The following is a 15,752-nucleotide window of genomic DNA, read 5'->3' as shown; positions in this document are numbered from 1 at the left end:
GCAGTGTCTGTGTTTAACAATAGGCCAAGCTGTCAGATCGAGAACGCTAAAAGTTATACCAAAAAACAATATTGTACAGGTTTAAACCACGGCGTAGTCTGTACAGAAAGGTAAACGAGGCCCCTATGACTGTACCTATCGCAATCATCGGCACCGGCATCGCCGGGCTCTCAGCCGCTCAGGCCCTGACAGAAGTCGGGCACAGTGTTCAACTTTTCGATAAAAGCCGCGGCAGTGGCGGACGCATGTCGAGCAAGCGCAGTGATGCGGGTGCCTTGGACATGGGCGCGCAGTATTTCACTGCCCGCGACCGGCGCTTCGTCACCGAGGTCCAGCGTTGGCAATCCAACGGCTGGGTCGCCGAGTGGACGCCGCAGCTCTACACCTTCCACGGCGGCCAGCTCAACCTGTCGCCGGACGAACAGACACGCTGGGTCGGGACACCGCGCATGAGCGCCATCACCCGCGGCCTGCTCGGCGACCTGGAAGTGCATTTCGCCTGCCGGATCACCGAGGTCTATCGCGGTGAAGAACACTGGCACCTGCAAGACGCCGAAGGCTTCACCCATGGTCCGTTCAGTCATGTGGTGATCGCGACGCCGGCGCCTCAAGCCACGGCACTGCTGGCCTCCGCGCCGAAACTCGCCGGGGCCGCCGCCGGGGTGAAAATGGAGCCAACGTGGGCGGTGGCGCTGGCATTCGATACGCCGCTGGATACCCCCATGGAAGGTTGCTTCGTGCAGGACAGCCCGCTCGACTGGCTGGCGCGCAACCGCAGCAAACCCGGGCGCGATAACACCCTCGACACGTGGGTACTGCATGCGACGAGCGCCTGGAGCCGGCAACATATCGACCTGCCCAAGGAGGCGGTGATCGAGCAACTGCACGGTGCATTTGCCGAGCTGTTGCACAGCGCCATGCCCGCCCCGACCTTTAGCCTCGCGCACCGCTGGCTTTACGCGCGTCCCGCCAGCAGTCACGAATGGGGTGCCTTGGCCGATGCCGACCTGGGACTGTATGTATGCGGCGACTGGTGCCTGTCCGGGCGTGTCGAAGGCGCCTGGCTCAGCGGCCAGGAAGCTGCACGACGGTTACACGAGCACTTGCAGTGAATAGAATCAATCCGAGTAAATTGCTGCTGTCGAAATGGACAGCAGCCCACCCGCGAAACCGCGAGAAACATTTTTTGGTGACCGAACTGTTCCGCGATGAGGAAGGCACAGTGCTGGACGTCGAATTGCAGGCGGTGCTGACCCAACGCAGTGAGCGTCTCCCATGGCAATCGCTGAAAGCCAGCGACGACTGGATACTCGGCTGGAAATAGATCCTGCCCGCGGATGCGGTGTGTCAGCTACCCATGTGTCGCCTGATCCACCGCTATCGCGAGCAAGCCCTCTCCCACAAGGGAATGCACTCCCCTCCCGAAAACCTATACAAATAATTTGACTTGTACACCTTTGAATCTATGATGAAGACAAAGTTGTACAGAGTTACCGCTCTGTACAGGTCTGGATTCGAGGTGTTCCGATGCATGTACAGCCAGCGACTCTACCGAAAATCGCCATCAGCGCCTGCTTGATGGGAGCGGAGGTGCGTTTCAACGGTGGGCACAAGGAATCGCGCCTGTGCAGCCGAACCCTCACCGACTATTTCGAGTTCGTACCGGTGTGCCCGGAAGTCGCCATTGGCCTGGGTATCCCTCGCGAACCGATCCGCCTGATCGGCGACCCCGAACATCCCGAAGCCGTTGGCACCGTCAACCCTGAGACCAACGTCACCCGGCCGCTCGCCGAGTACGGTCAGAAAATGGCTGCGGAGCTGGACGATATCTGCGGCTACATCTTTATGCAGAAATCCCCTTCCTGCGGCCTCGAGCGGGTCAAGGTCTACCAGGCCAACGGGTCGCCGGTGGACGGAGGTGGACGCGGTATCTACGCCCAGGCGTTCTGCGCCCTGCACCCCGACTTACCGGTGGAAGAAGATGGCCGCCTCAACGACCCGGTATTGCGCGAAAACTTCCTGACCCGCGTGTTCGCCTACAGCGCCTGGCAGCAGCTATTGCGAGAAGGAGTGACACGACGCGGCCTCATAGAATTTCACTCGCGCTACAAATACTTGCTGATGGCCCATAACCCGGTGCAATACAAAACCCTGGGCAACCTGCTGGGCAACATGGGCCAGACCGATCCTGCGGAACTCGGCCCGCGCTATTTCAGCGAACTGATGGCGGCATTGAAAAAATGCGCGACGCGGCGCACCCACACCAATGTCCTGCAGCACATCAGCGGTTATCTCAAGCAATTCATCAGCCCTGAAGACAAGCAGGAAATGCAGCACGTCATCGGCCAGTACCGGCACGGCATCGTGCCGTTGGTGGTTCCTCTGACGCTGCTCAAACACTATTTCCGTCAACACCCGGATCCGTATATCGCGCAGCAGGTTTACCTTCAGCCGCACCCGGAAAACCTCAGCCTGCGAAACGCCATCTAATGAAAAGCCCAATCGACACCAGCGCCAGCGAAGACCTTGGCGCCGACTTCAAGAAAGCCCTGGACGAAGGCTGGTTGCCGATTCGCGAAGTGGCGCGCCAGACCGGCGTGAACGCCGTGACCCTGCGTGCCTGGGAGCGACGCTACGGGCTGATCGTGCCCCAGCGCACGCCCAAGGGGCATCGCCTGTTCTCTGCCGAACACGTGCAACGGATTTTGACCATCCTCACCTGGCTCAATCGCGGCGTGGCCGTCAGTCAGGTCAAGCAGCTGCTCGACACGCCCCAGGCCTTTACCGAAACCGTCGAAAACGATTGGCAAGTGCTGGGCCAGACATTGCTGCAAGCGGTGACCCAGCTCAATGAACGCACGCTGGATGACACCGTCAATCAAGCCATGGCGCTGTATCCGCCTCGTACCTTGTGCGAACAACTGCTGATGCCGTTGCTGGCGGAGCTGGAGCAACGCTGGCAGGGCCAGTTCGGCGCGCAGATGGAGCGGGTGTTTTTCTTTTCCTGGCTGCGTAGCAAATTCGGCGCACGCATCTACCATAACAACCGTCAGTTACGCACCGCGCCGTTGCTATTGATCAATCACTCGGACCAGCCACTGGAACCTTGCCTGTGGCTGACCGCGTGGCTGATCAGCAGCGCCGATTGCCCGGTGGAAGTCTTCGACTGGCCGCTGCCGCCAGGCGAACTCGCGCTGGCGGTCGATCACCTGCAAGCCCGCGGCGTACTGCTGTATTCCAGCAAAGCCATGAACATTTCGCAGCTGCCGAAACTTTTGAATGGCGTCAGTTGCCCAAAAATGATTGCCGGACCAACGGTATGCATCCACCACGCCGAGCTGTCCGCAAAAACGTCCGAGAGTGTTGATTTGTTCCTGGCTGAAGACCCGCTATCGGCTCACCAGGAACTGGTCAATCGTGGGCTTATTTAATGGACACTTCCATGCATTTGATCTGGTTGCGTAGCGACTTGCGCCTGCACGACAACACCGCCCTGTCGGCTGCTGCCGCTCGCGGCCCGACGGTGGCCGTGTACCTGTTGAGCCCGGCGCAATGGCTGGAACACGATGACGCGCCGTGCAAAGTGGATTTCTGGCTGCGCAATCTGGGTGAACTGAGCGACGCGCTGGGCGAACTGAACATCCCCCTTCTGATTCGCCACGCCCCTCGCTGGGATGAAGCGCCGCAGGTTTTGCTCAAGCTGTGTCAGCAATTAAACGCGGAGGCGGTGCACGTCAACGAGGAATACGGGGTTCATGAAAGCCGCCGCGATACGGCAGTCGCCGAAACGCTCAAGGCCCATGGCATCGACTTCTTCAGCTACCTCGATCAGTTGTTGTTCAAACCGGGAACCGTGTTGACCAAGACTGGCACCTACTTCCAGGTCTTCAGCCAGTTCCGCAAAGTTTGTTACGAACGTCTGCACCGGTCGCTTCCGGGACGGGTGGCCAAACCGGCCGTACAGGATCCGTTGCCCATCAGCAGTGACGACATTCCGTCGAGCGTCGAAGGGTTCGAAACGCCCAGTGACAGCCTGCGCCAGCTCTGGCCCGCCGGCGAAGCCGAAGCTCAACGCCGTCTCGACACCTTCGCCGACGCACAAATCGATTACTACAAAAGCGAGCGCGACTTCCCGGCCAAACCCGGCACCAGCCAGCTCTCGGCTTACCTCGCTGCCGGGGTGATTTCCCCGCGCCAGTGTTTGCACGCCGCCCTGCACAGTAATCAAGGCGAGTTCGAAAGCGGCAAGGTGGGCGCGGTCACCTGGATCAACGAGCTGCTGTGGCGCGAGTTCTACAAACACATTCTGGTGGGCTACCCACGGGTCTCGCGTCACCGTGCCTTCCGCCCGGAAACCGAAGCCCTGGCCTGGCGCGACGCCCCGGAAGAACTGCTGGCCTGGCAGCAAGCCCGTACCGGCCTGCCGATCATCGACGCAGCGATGCGTCAATTGCTCGAAACCGGCTGGATGCACAACCGCTTGCGCATGGTGGTGGCGATGTTCCTGACCAAGAACCTGCTGATCGACTGGCGCGAAGGCGAACGCTTTTTCATGCGCCACTTGATCGACGGCGACCTGGCGGCGAACAACGGTGGCTGGCAGTGGAGTTCGTCCACGGGCACTGACTCGGCCCCTTATTTCCGTATTTTCAATCCGCTGAGCCAATCGGAGAAATTCGACGCCGAAGGCGTGTTCATCAAGCACTGGCTGCCGGAACTGGCCGGGCTGAACAAAAAAGACGTGCACAACCCGGCGAACGTCAGCGGTCTGTTCGGCGTGGCGGATTATCCGTCGCCGATCGTCAACCTGAGCACTTCGCGCCAGCGAGCCTTGGCCGCGTTCAAGAACTTGCCCTCGCGACACGATGCCGGAGGCGCTCATGAGTGATTTCCTGCGGCAGTTTGCCCGGCAATTCGCGCAGCTGGATAAAAACAGTTTGCAACGCCTCGGCGAGCTGTACACCGAAGACGTGCACTTCACCGATCCGCTGCATGAAGTGCAAGGGCTCGGACAGTTGCGCAGCTACTTCACGGAGCTCTACGCCAACGTCACCGAACTGCGTTTCGATTTTCACGGTTTCGACCAGACCGGCGAAGGTCAAGGTTATCTGCGCTGGGTCATGAGTTACCGCCATCCGCGCCTGAGTGGCGGCCAGTTGATTCGTGTCGACGGCTGCTCGTACCTGCTCTGGCGCGACAAGGTTTATCGTCACCGGGATTACTTCGATGCCGGGGCACTGCTTTACGAACATTTACCCGTATTGGGTCGGGCGATTGCCTGGCTGAAAAGGAGAATGGGATGAGTCTTACACCTCCACGGCGATACTGGCTGACGGGTGCCAGCAGCGGCATCGGCGCCTCGCTGGCTGAAGAAATCCTCAAAACCGGTGCCCATCTGGCCGTGAGCTCGCGCTCTACAGCGGTGCTGAAAGTCTTGTCCCTGCGTTATCCGGGGCAAGTGCTGGTCGTGCCCGGCGATTTGACGAGCAGTCAGGCGGTGCGCGAAATCGGCGAACAGATCGCCCATGAATGGGGCTCGCTGGACACGGTGATCCTCAACGCCGGCACGTGCGAATACGTCGACGTCAAGCAGTTCGATTCCTCGATCGTCGAACACGTGGTGCGCACCAACCTGCTCGCGAGCGCCTATTGCATCGAGGCCGCGTTGCCCTTGTTGCGCAAGGGCAACGCGCCGCATCTGGTGGGCGTCGCCAGTTCGGTGACCTACCTGCCGCTGCCACGGGCCGAAGCCTATGGCGCGTCGAAGGCCGGGCTGCGTTATCTGTTCGAATCCCTGCGCATCGATCTTGCGCCGGAAGGCATCGAAGTCACGGTGGTCAGCCCGGGGTTTGTCGAGACCCCACTGACGGCGAAAAACGACTTCCCGATGCCGCTCAGTTGGCCAGTGGCGAAAGCCGCCCGGCACATCTTCGCCAAACTCAAGAACCGTCCCCTGGAGATCGCTTTTCCGGGGCTGTTCATGGCGGCTCTCTGGCCCCTGTCGAAAATGCCCAATTGCGTGAAACTGGCCATCGGCAAACGCATGGTGCGCAGCAGCCCACCGATCAGGGACGTGCCGTGAACATTGCGATCATTGGCAGCGGAATCTCGGGGCTCACCAGCGCCTACCTGCTCAATCGCAGGCATGAGATCACCCTGTTCGAGGCCAGCGACTGGATCGGCGGGCACACCCATACCGTGGACGTGACCGTGGATGACCAGCGCTACGCCGTGGACACCGGTTTCATTGTGTTCAACGACTGGACCTACCCGAATTTCATTCGCCTGCTCGGCCAGATCGGCGTGGTGTCGAAACCGACTGAAATGAGTTTTTCAGTGAAGGATCCGGACTCGGGCCTGGAATACAACGGCAATAACCTCAACAGCTTGTTTGCCCAACGGCGAAATCTGTTGTCACCCGGCTTCTGGGGCATGTTGCGCGACATCCAGCGCTTCAACAAAGAGGCGCAGCGTGACCTGGCCGAGGGTCGGATCGCCGCCGACACCACGCTGGACGACTATCTGAAAAACGGCCGCTATGGCGAACGCTTCATCCTGCATTACATCGTGCCGATGGGCGCAGCAATCTGGTCGATGTCCATGGCTGACATGCTCGGTTTCCCGCTGCAATCCTTCGTCAGGTTTTTCAAGAATCACGGCCTGCTGTCCGTCAGCAATCGTCCGCAGTGGCGGGTGATCGAAGGTGGCTCGAGCGCTTACATCGAGCCACTGACGGCGACGTTCAAACAGAACATCCGACTCAACTGCCCCGTCACCCGGGTCGAGCGTGATGAACAAGGCGTCATTATCCACAGCGCCGCCGGCAGCGAACGATTCGACAAAGTGGTGTTCGCCTGCCACAGCGATCAGGCCCTGAAACTGCTGGCCAAGCCGAGCGATGCCGAACAATCGATCCTCAGCGCCCTGCCCTACGCCGACAACGAAGTGGTGCTGCACACCGACACACGCCTGCTGCCTACTCGAAAACTTGCGTGGGCCAGCTGGAATTACCGCCTCGGTGGCCCGGGCCACACACGGGCCACTGTCACCTACGACATGAACATCCTGCAAGGCATCCAGAGCGATACCACGTTCTGCGTCAGCCTGAACCAGAGCGCCGGCATCAGCCCGTTCAAAGTGCTCGCCAAATACACTTACGCCCATCCGCAATTCAGCCTGGCGGCGGTCGAAGCACAAAGCCGTTGGGAGGAGCTGGACGGCGCGCAACACACTTATTATTGCGGCGCCTATTGGGCCAACGGTTTCCATGAAGACGGCGTGGTCAGCGCGTTGCGCGTTGCTCGCTCGTTTGGTGAAGTGTTGTGAACAGCGCCCTCTACAGCGGCTGGATCGCCCATCGGCGGTTCGCCCCAAAGCCTCATGCCTTCCGTTACCGGATCGGTCTGTTGTACCTGGACCTCGACGAACAGGAGGCCGTGCTCGGCCTGTCGCCGTTCTCGGGCAACAGTCGCTTTGCACCGTTCTCGTTTCGCGAGAGCGATTACCTCAAAACCTATACCGGCAGCGGCATGCGCCTGATTGACGCGGTGCGCCAGCTCGTCGGCCAGGCCATCGGTCATGCGCCCCAAGGTTCGATCTGCCTGCTGACCCAGCCGCGCAGTTGGGGTTTGTCGTTCAACCCGGTGAGTTTTTTCTACTGCCATGAGGCGGACGGGCAACTGGCGGCGATTCTTTGCGAAGTCACCAACACCCCGTGGCGCGAGCGTTATCACTATGTATTGCCGGCCAAGGCCCCGGAGAATCTCGGCGATTTCCATCAACATTTTGCCGTGGCGAAGGCGTTTCACGTTTCGCCGTTTCTACCGCCAGACCTGGAATACCGCATGAGTTTTAGCCCCGCCGCGAAAAGGCTCGGCGTGCACATGGCGGACTGGCAGGGCGAGCTGAAGTTGTTCGACGCCACGCTCAGCTTGAAACGCCAGGCACTGGACCGTGCCAGCCTGCATCGTTACTTGCGGCGCTTTCCATGGATGACGGCGAAAACCTGCCTGGCGATCTATTGGCAGGCCCTGCGCCTGCTGCTCAAGCGCGCACCGATATTTGCTCATCAGGCTGCCGTTGGCAGCGTTCAAACCGCCATCGTTCCTCCCAAGGATCACCGTCATGAAATCCTCTAGCGCCTCGGCTAAAGTCAATCTGCTCAGCACCAACGGCCTGACCGGATCGTTGCTGCGCCGTGGTGTATTGCGGCAACTCACGCAGCTCAAACATGGACAACTGGTGGTCATCGAAAACGGCGAACGGCAAGTTTTCGGGACCGCAGGCAGCCCATTGATCGGGGAGATCCATATCCTCGACGCGGCGGCGTGGGGGCTGGTGGCGGGTAACGGCTCGATCGGCGCTGGCGAAGCGTTTATCCACGGTTATTGGAGTTCGCCGGACTTGACCGCGGTGGTTCGCGTGTTCGTCAGTAACCTTGAGGTACTGGATGCGCTGGAAGGTGGTCTGGCGAAACTCGGCCGCCCTTTCGTTCAAGCGCTGCACTGGCTCAATCGCAACACGCGCAAGGGTTCGCAGAAAAACATCGCCGCCCACTACGATCTGGGCAACGACCTGTTCGAACAGTTTCTCGATCCCACGATGATGTACTCCGCCGCACAGTTCCTGACGGACGAAGACAGCCTGGAACAGGCGCAGTTGAACAAGCTGGAACGGATCTGCCAGAAACTCGCGCTCAAACCCAGTGATCACTTGCTGGAAATCGGCACCGGCTGGGGCAGCATGGCGCTTTACGCGGCGCAGCATTACGGCTGCAAGGTCACCACCACCACGCTTTCAAAAGAACAGTACGCCTTCACTGCCCAACGCATTGAAGCCCTCGGCCTGCAAGACCAGGTCACGCTGCTGCTCAAGGATTACCGCGACCTCACCGGGCAGTACGACAAATTGGTGTCGATCGAGATGATCGAAGCCGTCGGCCATCGCTTCCTGCCGGTCTATTTCAAGCAATGCGCGCAGTTGCTCAAAAGCAACGGCTTGATGCTGTTGCAGGCCATCACCATCCGCGAACAGCGCTACGAACAGGCCAAGGGCAGCGTCGATTTCATTCAGCGTTACATTTTTCCTGGCGGTGCCCTACCCTGTGTGCAGAAGATGCTGGAAGTCATCAGCCGCGACACCGACATGAATTTGCTGCACATGGAGGATTTCGGCCTGCACTACGCCCGAACCCTGCGCCTGTGGCATGAGAATTTTCGCCGAGCCCAGGGCCGCTTGAGCGAGTTGGGCTACGACGATTATTTCCTGCGGTTGTGGGAATTTTATCTGTGCTACTGCGAAGGGGGGTTTCTGGAGCGCACCATCGGCACCGCGCAAATGGTGCTGGCCAAACCCTCGGCAATGCCCGCGCCGCTGCTGGGGCGCTTCGATGCGTGAGCGCTTGGCCAATGCCGCACTGTTTCAGCTCGGCTGGTTTGCCTGTGTGATGGGCGGCGACAGTTTATGGTTGCTGGTGGCGTTGGCGGTACTGGTGATTCATCTGCTGTGGATAAGTCGCTGGGCGGATGAAGGCCGACTGATTCTCAGCGTTGTGCTGCTGGGCACCACCGTCGACAGTTCGTTGCGCTGGCTTGGTGTGTTCGATTTCGCCGACGTCGCGCCCTTGATCCCGCTGTGGCTGATGCTGTTGTGGGCGTTACTGGCAACCACGTTGCGCCACTGCCTGCAATGGACCGCCAAACCTTGGTGGCTCGGCAGCCTGCTGGGCGCCGTGGGTGGGCCATTGTCGTATTACGCCGGTGGACAACTGGCCGGCGTGCAGTTTCCTTACGGTCAGGTGCCCACGCTGCTGGGTATCGGCCTGCTCTGGGCGATGCTGTTCCCAACGCTGCATTTCATGGCGCAACGACTGGCGGCGGACACCCGCAGCTAAGCGTCCGTCAGGCCTTTAACACAGCCAGGGCGCACTGCCTTACACTGCCCGCCATGAAAACCATTCCCCACACGCAAATCACCGAACAGGCCGTCACGTGCTCGACTTGCGCAGCCTGTTGCTGCCAGCTCGAAGTCATGCTGATCACCGACACGGGCGTGCCTGAACGTTTTATCGATACCGATGATTGGGGCGGGGAAGTCATGCTGCGTCTGGATGACGGCTGGTGCGCTGCGCTGGATCGCGACAGCATGATGTGCACCATCTACGAAAAGCGCCCGCTGATCTGCCGGGAGTTCGAGATGGGCGCACCGGAGTGCCTCGAAGAGCGCCAGGGGATTACCACGGCGTATCGCTGAATTTGAAGTCGACGCACATCCAGTGTGGGAGCGAACCTGCTCGCGATGGCTTCCTGTCAGTCAACACTGTTGCTGAATGGCAGACCGCAATTGCGAGCAGGCTCGCTCCCACACTTAAAGGAGCGAGTCTCAGAGCGGCATCGTGTAGTGCAGCGCGTAACTTTCTACACCGTTGTTCGGGCTACTGAGCCCGGCATTGGAATAGTGCGTCGCACGAATGCCGACTTCATGTCCGCCGGTAAAGCGCAGGCCAAAACCGAACCGGTCTTCAAACTGAAAAGCACTGCCGAGTTGATTGTTTTCGACTTCGGTATTGGCGAATACCGCGACGCCGACCCCCAACTCCACATAAGGCTTGACGGTCTGGCCAGCAAATTCGTAAACCAACACCGGCGCGAACGACAGGCTGTGGTTGCTGGAAGTCTTGTCGCCGTCCCAATAGGTGTAGGCACCGCTCCAGTACCCCGTCAAGCGACCGATATCACTCTGCAACCAGCTCTTGTCCCAATCGAATTGCATGCCCAATCGATAGGTCATGGTCGACTCGCTGGTCTGTCCGACCGCGAATTCCACGCCTGCCGCCTGCGCGGTAAAACTGTGCCCCATCAGTGCGGCCGCAATCGCGGCCAAGCAGAATAGTCGCTTCACTAGAAACATCCTTTTCCGAACGATTTCATATGGTTTTTTTGTTGCTTACCGCTATAGAAGTCGACGATTAATCAGAAGTTCAGCCCAATTATTCGTTTTCGCCCACTTTTTTTTTAGTTATCTATCGAAGCTTTGCACAACACCGCCGCTGTTCCACAGCGTCGGCAAAATAGTCCTGAAATGCTCCGGATCGGCACTCGTCCAGAACTGCGCAGCACGTGCCGGCCCCTCGGCAAGTAACTCACGCTCGGCCAACAAACGCTGGAGTTGCCGCGCAACAGCGGCACCGGTGTCGATCAAGCTGATGTCTTCAGGGATCATCTGCTTAAGCAATGGCTTTAGGAAGGGATAATGCGTGCAGCCCAGAATTATCGTGTCGCACCCGGCGCCGAGCAGCGGCCCGACGTACCCGGCCAGCAACTGACGCAATGCCTCGCTGTGCAGATCGCCGTTTTCAATCAGCTCCACCAGGCCGGGGCACGGCTGAGTGATAACGCGTACATCAGTGGCGAAACGATCGAGCAACGCCGCGAACTTGGCGCTCTGCAACGTGCCAGTGGTGGCAAGTACGCCGACCACACCACTGCGGGTGGCGGCAGCGGCAGGTTTGACGGCGGGCTCCATGCCGACGATGGGCCACGCAGGGAAATCGCGCCGCAAGTCCGCAACACCGGCGACGGTCGCCGTGTTGCAGGCCAGCACCAAGGCCTTCGCGCCCTGCTGCTGAAAGAATTCGGCCATCACGCTGCAACGCTGCTGGATGAATTCAGGGGTTTTTTCGCCGTAGGGAACATTGCCGCAATCGGCGACGTACAGCAGCGACTCGTTGGGCAGCAAACGCTGGATCTCGGCCAATACCGAAAGCCCACCGACGCCGGAGTCGAATACGCCGATTGGCGCTTCACGCATGTGTCGAACCACAGACGCTGCAGCCCGGATCGCGCTTGACCCGCAATTCACGGAAGCGCGAGCCCAAGGCATCGATCAGCAACAGGCGCCCCACCAGCGGCTCGCCGAAACCCACCAGCAGCTTCAGGGCTTCCAGCGCCTGGAGGCTGCCCACCAGCCCAACCAGTGGACCGACAACGCCGGCTTCACTGCAGGTCAATTCGGCTTCGCTACCGTGACCGTATAGACAGTGGTAGCACGGGCTTTCCGGGCGTCGCGGGTCAAACACCGACAACTGCCCTTCGAGGCGAATTGCCGCGCCGCTGACCAGCGGTTTGCCGGCAGTAACGCAGGCCGCGTTGACCGCTTCTCGGGTCGAAAAATTATCGGAACAGTCCAGCACCAGATCCACCGCCGCCACGGCGGCCGCCAGAGAATCTTCGTCCAGTGCGGTGCGATGGGCGATCAGTTGGATCTCGGGATTGATCGCGCTCAGTCGGCGGATCGCTGAATCGACCTTGCTCAAGCCGACGCTGTCAGTGTCGTGAACGATCTGGCGTTGCAGATTGGTCAGGTCGACCGTATCGAAATCCGCCAGGTGCAGCTCGCCGACACCGGCCGCGGCCAGATACAGCGCCACCGGTGAGCCGAGACCACCGAGGCCGACGATCAACACGCGGCTTTCTTTCAGCCGCAACTGGCCGTCGATATCGACGTGTTGCAACAGAATCTGCCGGCTATAGCGCAACAATTCCTGATCATTCAGCACGGCAGGCGCCCCAGGCTGATACGTTCGTGACCGCCCAGATCGGTGCGGCTGTGGACTGCTTCAAAGCCGCGGCTCAACAGCAAGTCGCGCACGGCTTCGGCTTGATCGTAACCGTGTTCGAGCATCAGCCAGCCACCGGCCTCCAGATAATCCGGCGCCTGGGCGACGATCAGGCGCAAATCATCGAGTCCGTCGACGCCAGCCACCAGAGCGCTGGCCGGTTCGAAGCGCACATCGCCTTCTACCAGATGCGGGTCGGCGGAGGCGATGTACGGCGGGTTGCTGATGATCAGATGAAAACGCTGACCTTCCAGGGCGCTGAACCAATGGCTGCTCAGTACCGTGGCATTGTTCAAGTGCAGGCGCTGACGATTGCGTTCGGCCAGCGCCACGGCCTCGAGTATGCGATCCACCGCAGTGACTTTCCACGCCGGACGCTCGCTGGCCAAAGCCAGGGCAATGGCGCCGCTGCCGGTGCCAAGATCGAGCACTTGGGCCGGTGTGGCTGGCAGCAATTCCAGCGCCGCTTCCACCAGCAGTTCGGTATCCGGGCGCGGGATCAGCGTGTGCGGCGCGACTTCCAGATCAAGCTTCCAGAACCCTTGCTGCCCCAGAATGTAGGCCACCGGCTCACCGCCGCGACGACGTTGCAGGTACTCGGCAAACTTCAGCGCGGCTTCGCTCGGCACAATGCGTTCCGGCCAGGTGTGCAGAAAGCTGCGGGACTTGCCCAAGGCCGCGGCCAGCAATAATTCGGCATCCAGACGCGCCGTGGGCGAGTCGGGCAAATCGGCGGCGCGCAACAAACTGGCAATGATCGTCATTTACTCACCTATCGCTGCCAATTGATCGGCCTGGAACTCGGCCAGTAACGGTTCAATCACGGCCTCGACGCCGCCCGCTAGGACTTCGTCGAGGGAATACAGCGTCAGGTTGACCCGGTGGTCGGTCACCCGGCCCTGGGCAAAGTTGTAGGTGCGGATGCGCTCGGAGCGATCGCCCGAACCGACCAGCAGCTTACGCTCGCTGGCGATGGCATTGGCGGCGGCGCTGGTTTGTTGATCGTTGAGCTTGGCCGACAGCCAGGACATCGCCCGGGCACGGTTCTTGTGTTGCGAGCGTTCTTCCTGGCATTCGACGACGATACCGGACGGCAAGTGCGTGATGCGGATCGCCGAGTCGGTCTTGTTGACGTGCTGGCCGCCGGCCCCGGAGGAACGATAGGTATCGACCCGCAGGTCCGCCGGGTTGATCTCGATCGTTTCCTGCTCATCCGGCTCAGGCAACACCGCCACGGTGCAGGCCGAGGTGTGGATGCGACCCTGGGATTCGGTGGCCGGAACCCGTTGCACGCGGTGCACGCCGGATTCGAACTTCAGTTTGCCGTAGACGTTTTCGCCTTCAACACGGGCGATGACTTCTTTATAGCCGCCGTGCTCACCGATGTTCTCCGAGAGAATTTCCACCCGCCAGCCACGCCGCTCGGCATAACGCGAATACATACGGAACAGGTCGCCGGAAAAAATCGCCGCTTCGTCACCGCCGGTGCCGGCACGAATTTCGAGGAACACGTTACGCCCGTCATTCGGGTCCTTGGGTAGCAGCATGCGTTGCAGGCTGGCTTCGATGTCGATCAGTTGCTCTTTGGCTTCGCGAACTTCTTCCACGGCCATTTCGCGCATGTCCGGGTCGCTGTCCTTGAGCAGTGCCTGGGCACCTTCGAGGTCGCCTTGCACTTTGAGCAGCTGTTTATAGGTGGCGACAATCGGTTCGACTTCCGCGTATTCCTTGGAATAGGTGCGGAATTTGTTTTGATCGGAAATGACTTCGCCATCGCCAAGCAGGGCGGTCAATTCCTCGAAACGGTCCTGGAGGATGTCCAGCTTATTGAGCAGTGACGCTTTCATTGCGGTTTCTTATCCGAAAAGCTATCCGATGAGCCCTCATTCAGGGCAAAGAGTTCCTGGGCCATGGCCAGCGCATCGAGGCGGCCTTCGGCAGAAAGCTTTTTCAACTGCACACTCGGGGCGTGCAAGAGTTTGTTGGTCAGGCCACGCGCCAATTGCACCAGCACCTCTTCGGCGCTGCTGCCATTGGCCAGCATGCGCTGGGCCTTCTGCAATTCTTCGTCGCGCATGCGCTCGCTTTGTTGGCGATAGGCCTTGAGCACATCCACCGCCGCCAGTTCACGCAGGCGGACCATGAAATCTTCGGCACCGACCAAGACCATATCTTCCGCCGCCTGGGCAGCGCCCTGCCGGCTCTTGAGGTTCTCGGCGACCACTTCGTGGAGATCGTCGACGCTATAGAGGTAAACGTCGTCCAACTCGCCGACTTCCGGCTCGATATCCCGAGGAACAGCGATGTCTACCATGAAGATCGGTTTGTGCTTGCGCAGTTTCAACGCGCTTTCCACGGCGCCTTTGCCAAGGATCGGCAACTGGCTGGCAGTGGAACTGATCACGATGTCGCTGCGCACCAGCTCTGCCGGGATGTCCGAGAGCAAAACGGCATGGGCACCAAACTGCTCGGCAAGGATGCTCGCGCGTTCCAGGGTTCGGTTGGCGACCACAATGCGCTTTACACCCAGTTCATGCAGGTGGCGGGCGACCAGGGTGATGGTCTCTCCGGCGCCGATCAGCAAGGCCTGGCTGCGCTGTAAATCGCTGAAAATCTGTTTCGCCAGGCTGACCGCGGCAAACGCCACGGACACCGGGTTCTCGCCGATGGCGGTGTCGGTGCGCACTTGCTTGGCGGCGTTGAACGTCGCTTGAAACAAGCGCCCGAGCAGCGGACCGATGGTGCCGGCCTCACGCGCCACGGCGTAGGCCGATTTCATCTGGCCGAGGATCTGCGGTTCGCCCAACACCAGCGAATCGAGCCCGGAAGCCACCCGCATCATGTGACGAACTGCCGCATCATCTTCGTGCACATAAGCGCTCGCACGCAGCTCTTCGAGGCTCAAATGATGATAATCGGCCAGCCAGCGCAAGATGATGTCAGCCGAAAGGTGATCCTGTTCTATATAGAGTTCACTGCGATTGCAGGTGGAGAGGATCGCAGCTTCGCGGCTGTCGGTAAGTCGGCAGAGCTGCTGCAAGGCCTCCACCAGCTGCTCAGGGGTAAAGGCCACGCGCTCGCGGACGTCTACTGAAGCAGTCTTGTGGTTGATACCGAGTGCAAGGAAGGCCATTCA

18 protein-coding genes are annotated in these 15,752 nt (G+C 60.1%); 12 read left to right on the top strand and 6 right to left on the bottom strand.

The genetic code is table 11. The features are described from left to right. Positions 1–125 precede the first annotated feature (125 nt). The 12 genes from BLU63_RS15780 (at position 126) to BLU63_RS15725 (ending at position 10,251) form a co-directional block, all read left to right on the top strand. Entirely contained in the window at positions 126–1,112 is a 987-nt protein-coding gene (locus BLU63_RS15780; protein ID WP_010458243.1) for an NAD(P)/FAD-dependent oxidoreductase, read from the top strand. Further along, entirely contained in the window at positions 1,109–1,324 is a 216-nt protein-coding gene (locus tag BLU63_RS15775; RefSeq protein ID WP_010458245.1) for a TIGR02450 family Trp-rich protein, read from the top strand. Before BLU63_RS15780 ends, BLU63_RS15775 begins: the two co-directional genes overlap by 4 nt. A gap of 203 nt (positions 1,325–1,527) precedes the next feature. After that, on the top strand, positions 1,528–2,490 hold the full coding sequence (locus BLU63_RS15770) for a YbgA family protein (RefSeq protein WP_083375760.1): 963 nt from the start codon (positions 1,528–1,530) through the stop codon (positions 2,488–2,490). Further along, positions 2,490–3,431, top strand: a complete 942-nt coding sequence (locus tag BLU63_RS15765; RefSeq protein WP_077749008.1) for a MerR family transcriptional regulator — start codon at positions 2,490–2,492, stop codon at positions 3,429–3,431. Before BLU63_RS15770 ends, BLU63_RS15765 begins: the two co-directional genes overlap by 1 nt. An 11-nt stretch (positions 3,432–3,442) precedes the next feature. Next, positions 3,443–4,888: a deoxyribodipyrimidine photo-lyase gene (gene phrB / locus BLU63_RS15760; protein WP_083377266.1), complete on the top strand. Its 1,446-nt coding sequence runs from the start codon at positions 3,443–3,445 to the stop codon at positions 4,886–4,888. Then, the gene (locus BLU63_RS15755; protein ID WP_077749009.1) at positions 4,881–5,303 is read left to right on the top strand and encodes a nuclear transport factor 2 family protein; all 423 of its coding nucleotides are present in this window, start codon (positions 4,881–4,883) and stop codon (positions 5,301–5,303) included. Before phrB ends, BLU63_RS15755 begins: the two co-directional genes overlap by 8 nt. Continuing rightward, positions 5,300–6,082, top strand: coding sequence for an SDR family NAD(P)-dependent oxidoreductase (locus BLU63_RS15750; protein ID WP_077749010.1), 783 nt, complete (start codon positions 5,300–5,302; stop codon positions 6,080–6,082). Before BLU63_RS15755 ends, BLU63_RS15750 begins: the two co-directional genes overlap by 4 nt. After that, a complete protein-coding gene (locus BLU63_RS15745; protein WP_083375759.1) occupies positions 6,079–7,326 on the top strand; it encodes an NAD(P)/FAD-dependent oxidoreductase in 1,248 nt (415 codons plus the stop codon). The genes BLU63_RS15750 and BLU63_RS15745 overlap by 4 nt, the downstream gene beginning before the upstream one ends. Next, on the top strand, positions 7,323–8,138 hold the full coding sequence (locus BLU63_RS15740; protein ID WP_077749012.1) for a DUF1365 domain-containing protein: 816 nt from the start codon (positions 7,323–7,325) through the stop codon (positions 8,136–8,138). The genes BLU63_RS15745 and BLU63_RS15740 overlap by 4 nt, the downstream gene beginning before the upstream one ends. Continuing rightward, positions 8,125–9,396, top strand: a complete 1,272-nt coding sequence (locus tag BLU63_RS15735) for an SAM-dependent methyltransferase (RefSeq protein ID WP_077749013.1) — start codon at positions 8,125–8,127, stop codon at positions 9,394–9,396. The genes BLU63_RS15740 and BLU63_RS15735 overlap by 14 nt, the downstream gene beginning before the upstream one ends. Beyond that, positions 9,389–9,892: a DUF2878 domain-containing protein gene (locus tag BLU63_RS15730; protein WP_010458261.1), complete on the top strand. Its 504-nt coding sequence runs from the start codon at positions 9,389–9,391 to the stop codon at positions 9,890–9,892. Before BLU63_RS15735 ends, BLU63_RS15730 begins: the two co-directional genes overlap by 8 nt. A gap of 53 nt (positions 9,893–9,945) precedes the next feature. Continuing rightward, entirely contained in the window at positions 9,946–10,251 is a 306-nt protein-coding gene (locus tag BLU63_RS15725) for a YkgJ family cysteine cluster protein (RefSeq protein ID WP_083375758.1), read from the top strand. A 129-nt stretch (positions 10,252–10,380) separates the two neighbouring features. Here BLU63_RS15725 and BLU63_RS15720 read toward each other — a convergent pair whose 3' ends face one another. The 6 genes from BLU63_RS15720 to hemA form a co-directional block, all read right to left on the bottom strand. Then, a complete protein-coding gene (locus BLU63_RS15720) occupies positions 10,381–10,899 on the bottom strand; it encodes an acyloxyacyl hydrolase (protein ID WP_010458265.1) in 519 nt (172 codons plus the stop codon). A gap of 117 nt (positions 10,900–11,016) precedes the next feature. After that, complete coding sequence (murI, locus tag BLU63_RS15715) at positions 11,017–11,808, bottom strand: glutamate racemase (protein WP_083375757.1); 792 nt, start codon at positions 11,806–11,808, stop codon at positions 11,017–11,019. Next, the gene (locus tag BLU63_RS15710; RefSeq protein WP_077749017.1) at positions 11,801–12,556 is read right to left on the bottom strand and encodes a molybdopterin-synthase adenylyltransferase MoeB; all 756 of its coding nucleotides are present in this window, start codon (positions 12,554–12,556) and stop codon (positions 11,801–11,803) included. The genes murI and BLU63_RS15710 overlap by 8 nt, the downstream gene beginning before the upstream one ends. Continuing rightward, positions 12,550–13,380 (bottom strand): peptide chain release factor N(5)-glutamine methyltransferase, encoded by an 831-nt coding sequence (gene prmC / locus BLU63_RS15705; RefSeq protein WP_010458270.1) that lies wholly within the window; start codon positions 13,378–13,380, stop codon positions 12,550–12,552. Before prmC ends, BLU63_RS15710 begins: the two co-directional genes overlap by 7 nt. Continuing rightward, positions 13,381–14,463, bottom strand: coding sequence for a peptide chain release factor 1 (gene prfA, locus BLU63_RS15700; protein ID WP_010458272.1), 1,083 nt, complete (start codon positions 14,461–14,463; stop codon positions 13,381–13,383). Continuing rightward, a complete protein-coding gene (gene hemA, locus BLU63_RS15695) occupies positions 14,460–15,749 on the bottom strand; it encodes a glutamyl-tRNA reductase (RefSeq protein WP_083375756.1) in 1,290 nt (429 codons plus the stop codon). Before hemA ends, prfA begins: the two co-directional genes overlap by 4 nt. Between the last annotated feature and the right edge of the window lie 3 nt (positions 15,750–15,752).

This window comes from Pseudomonas mandelii (assembly GCF_900106065.1).
In the GTDB taxonomy this organism is placed as follows: Bacteria; Pseudomonadota; Gammaproteobacteria; order Pseudomonadales; family Pseudomonadaceae; genus Aquipseudomonas; species Aquipseudomonas mandelii.
Note: the sequence above shows the minus strand (reverse complement) of the source record. Positions and strands in the feature narration are given on the sequence as shown.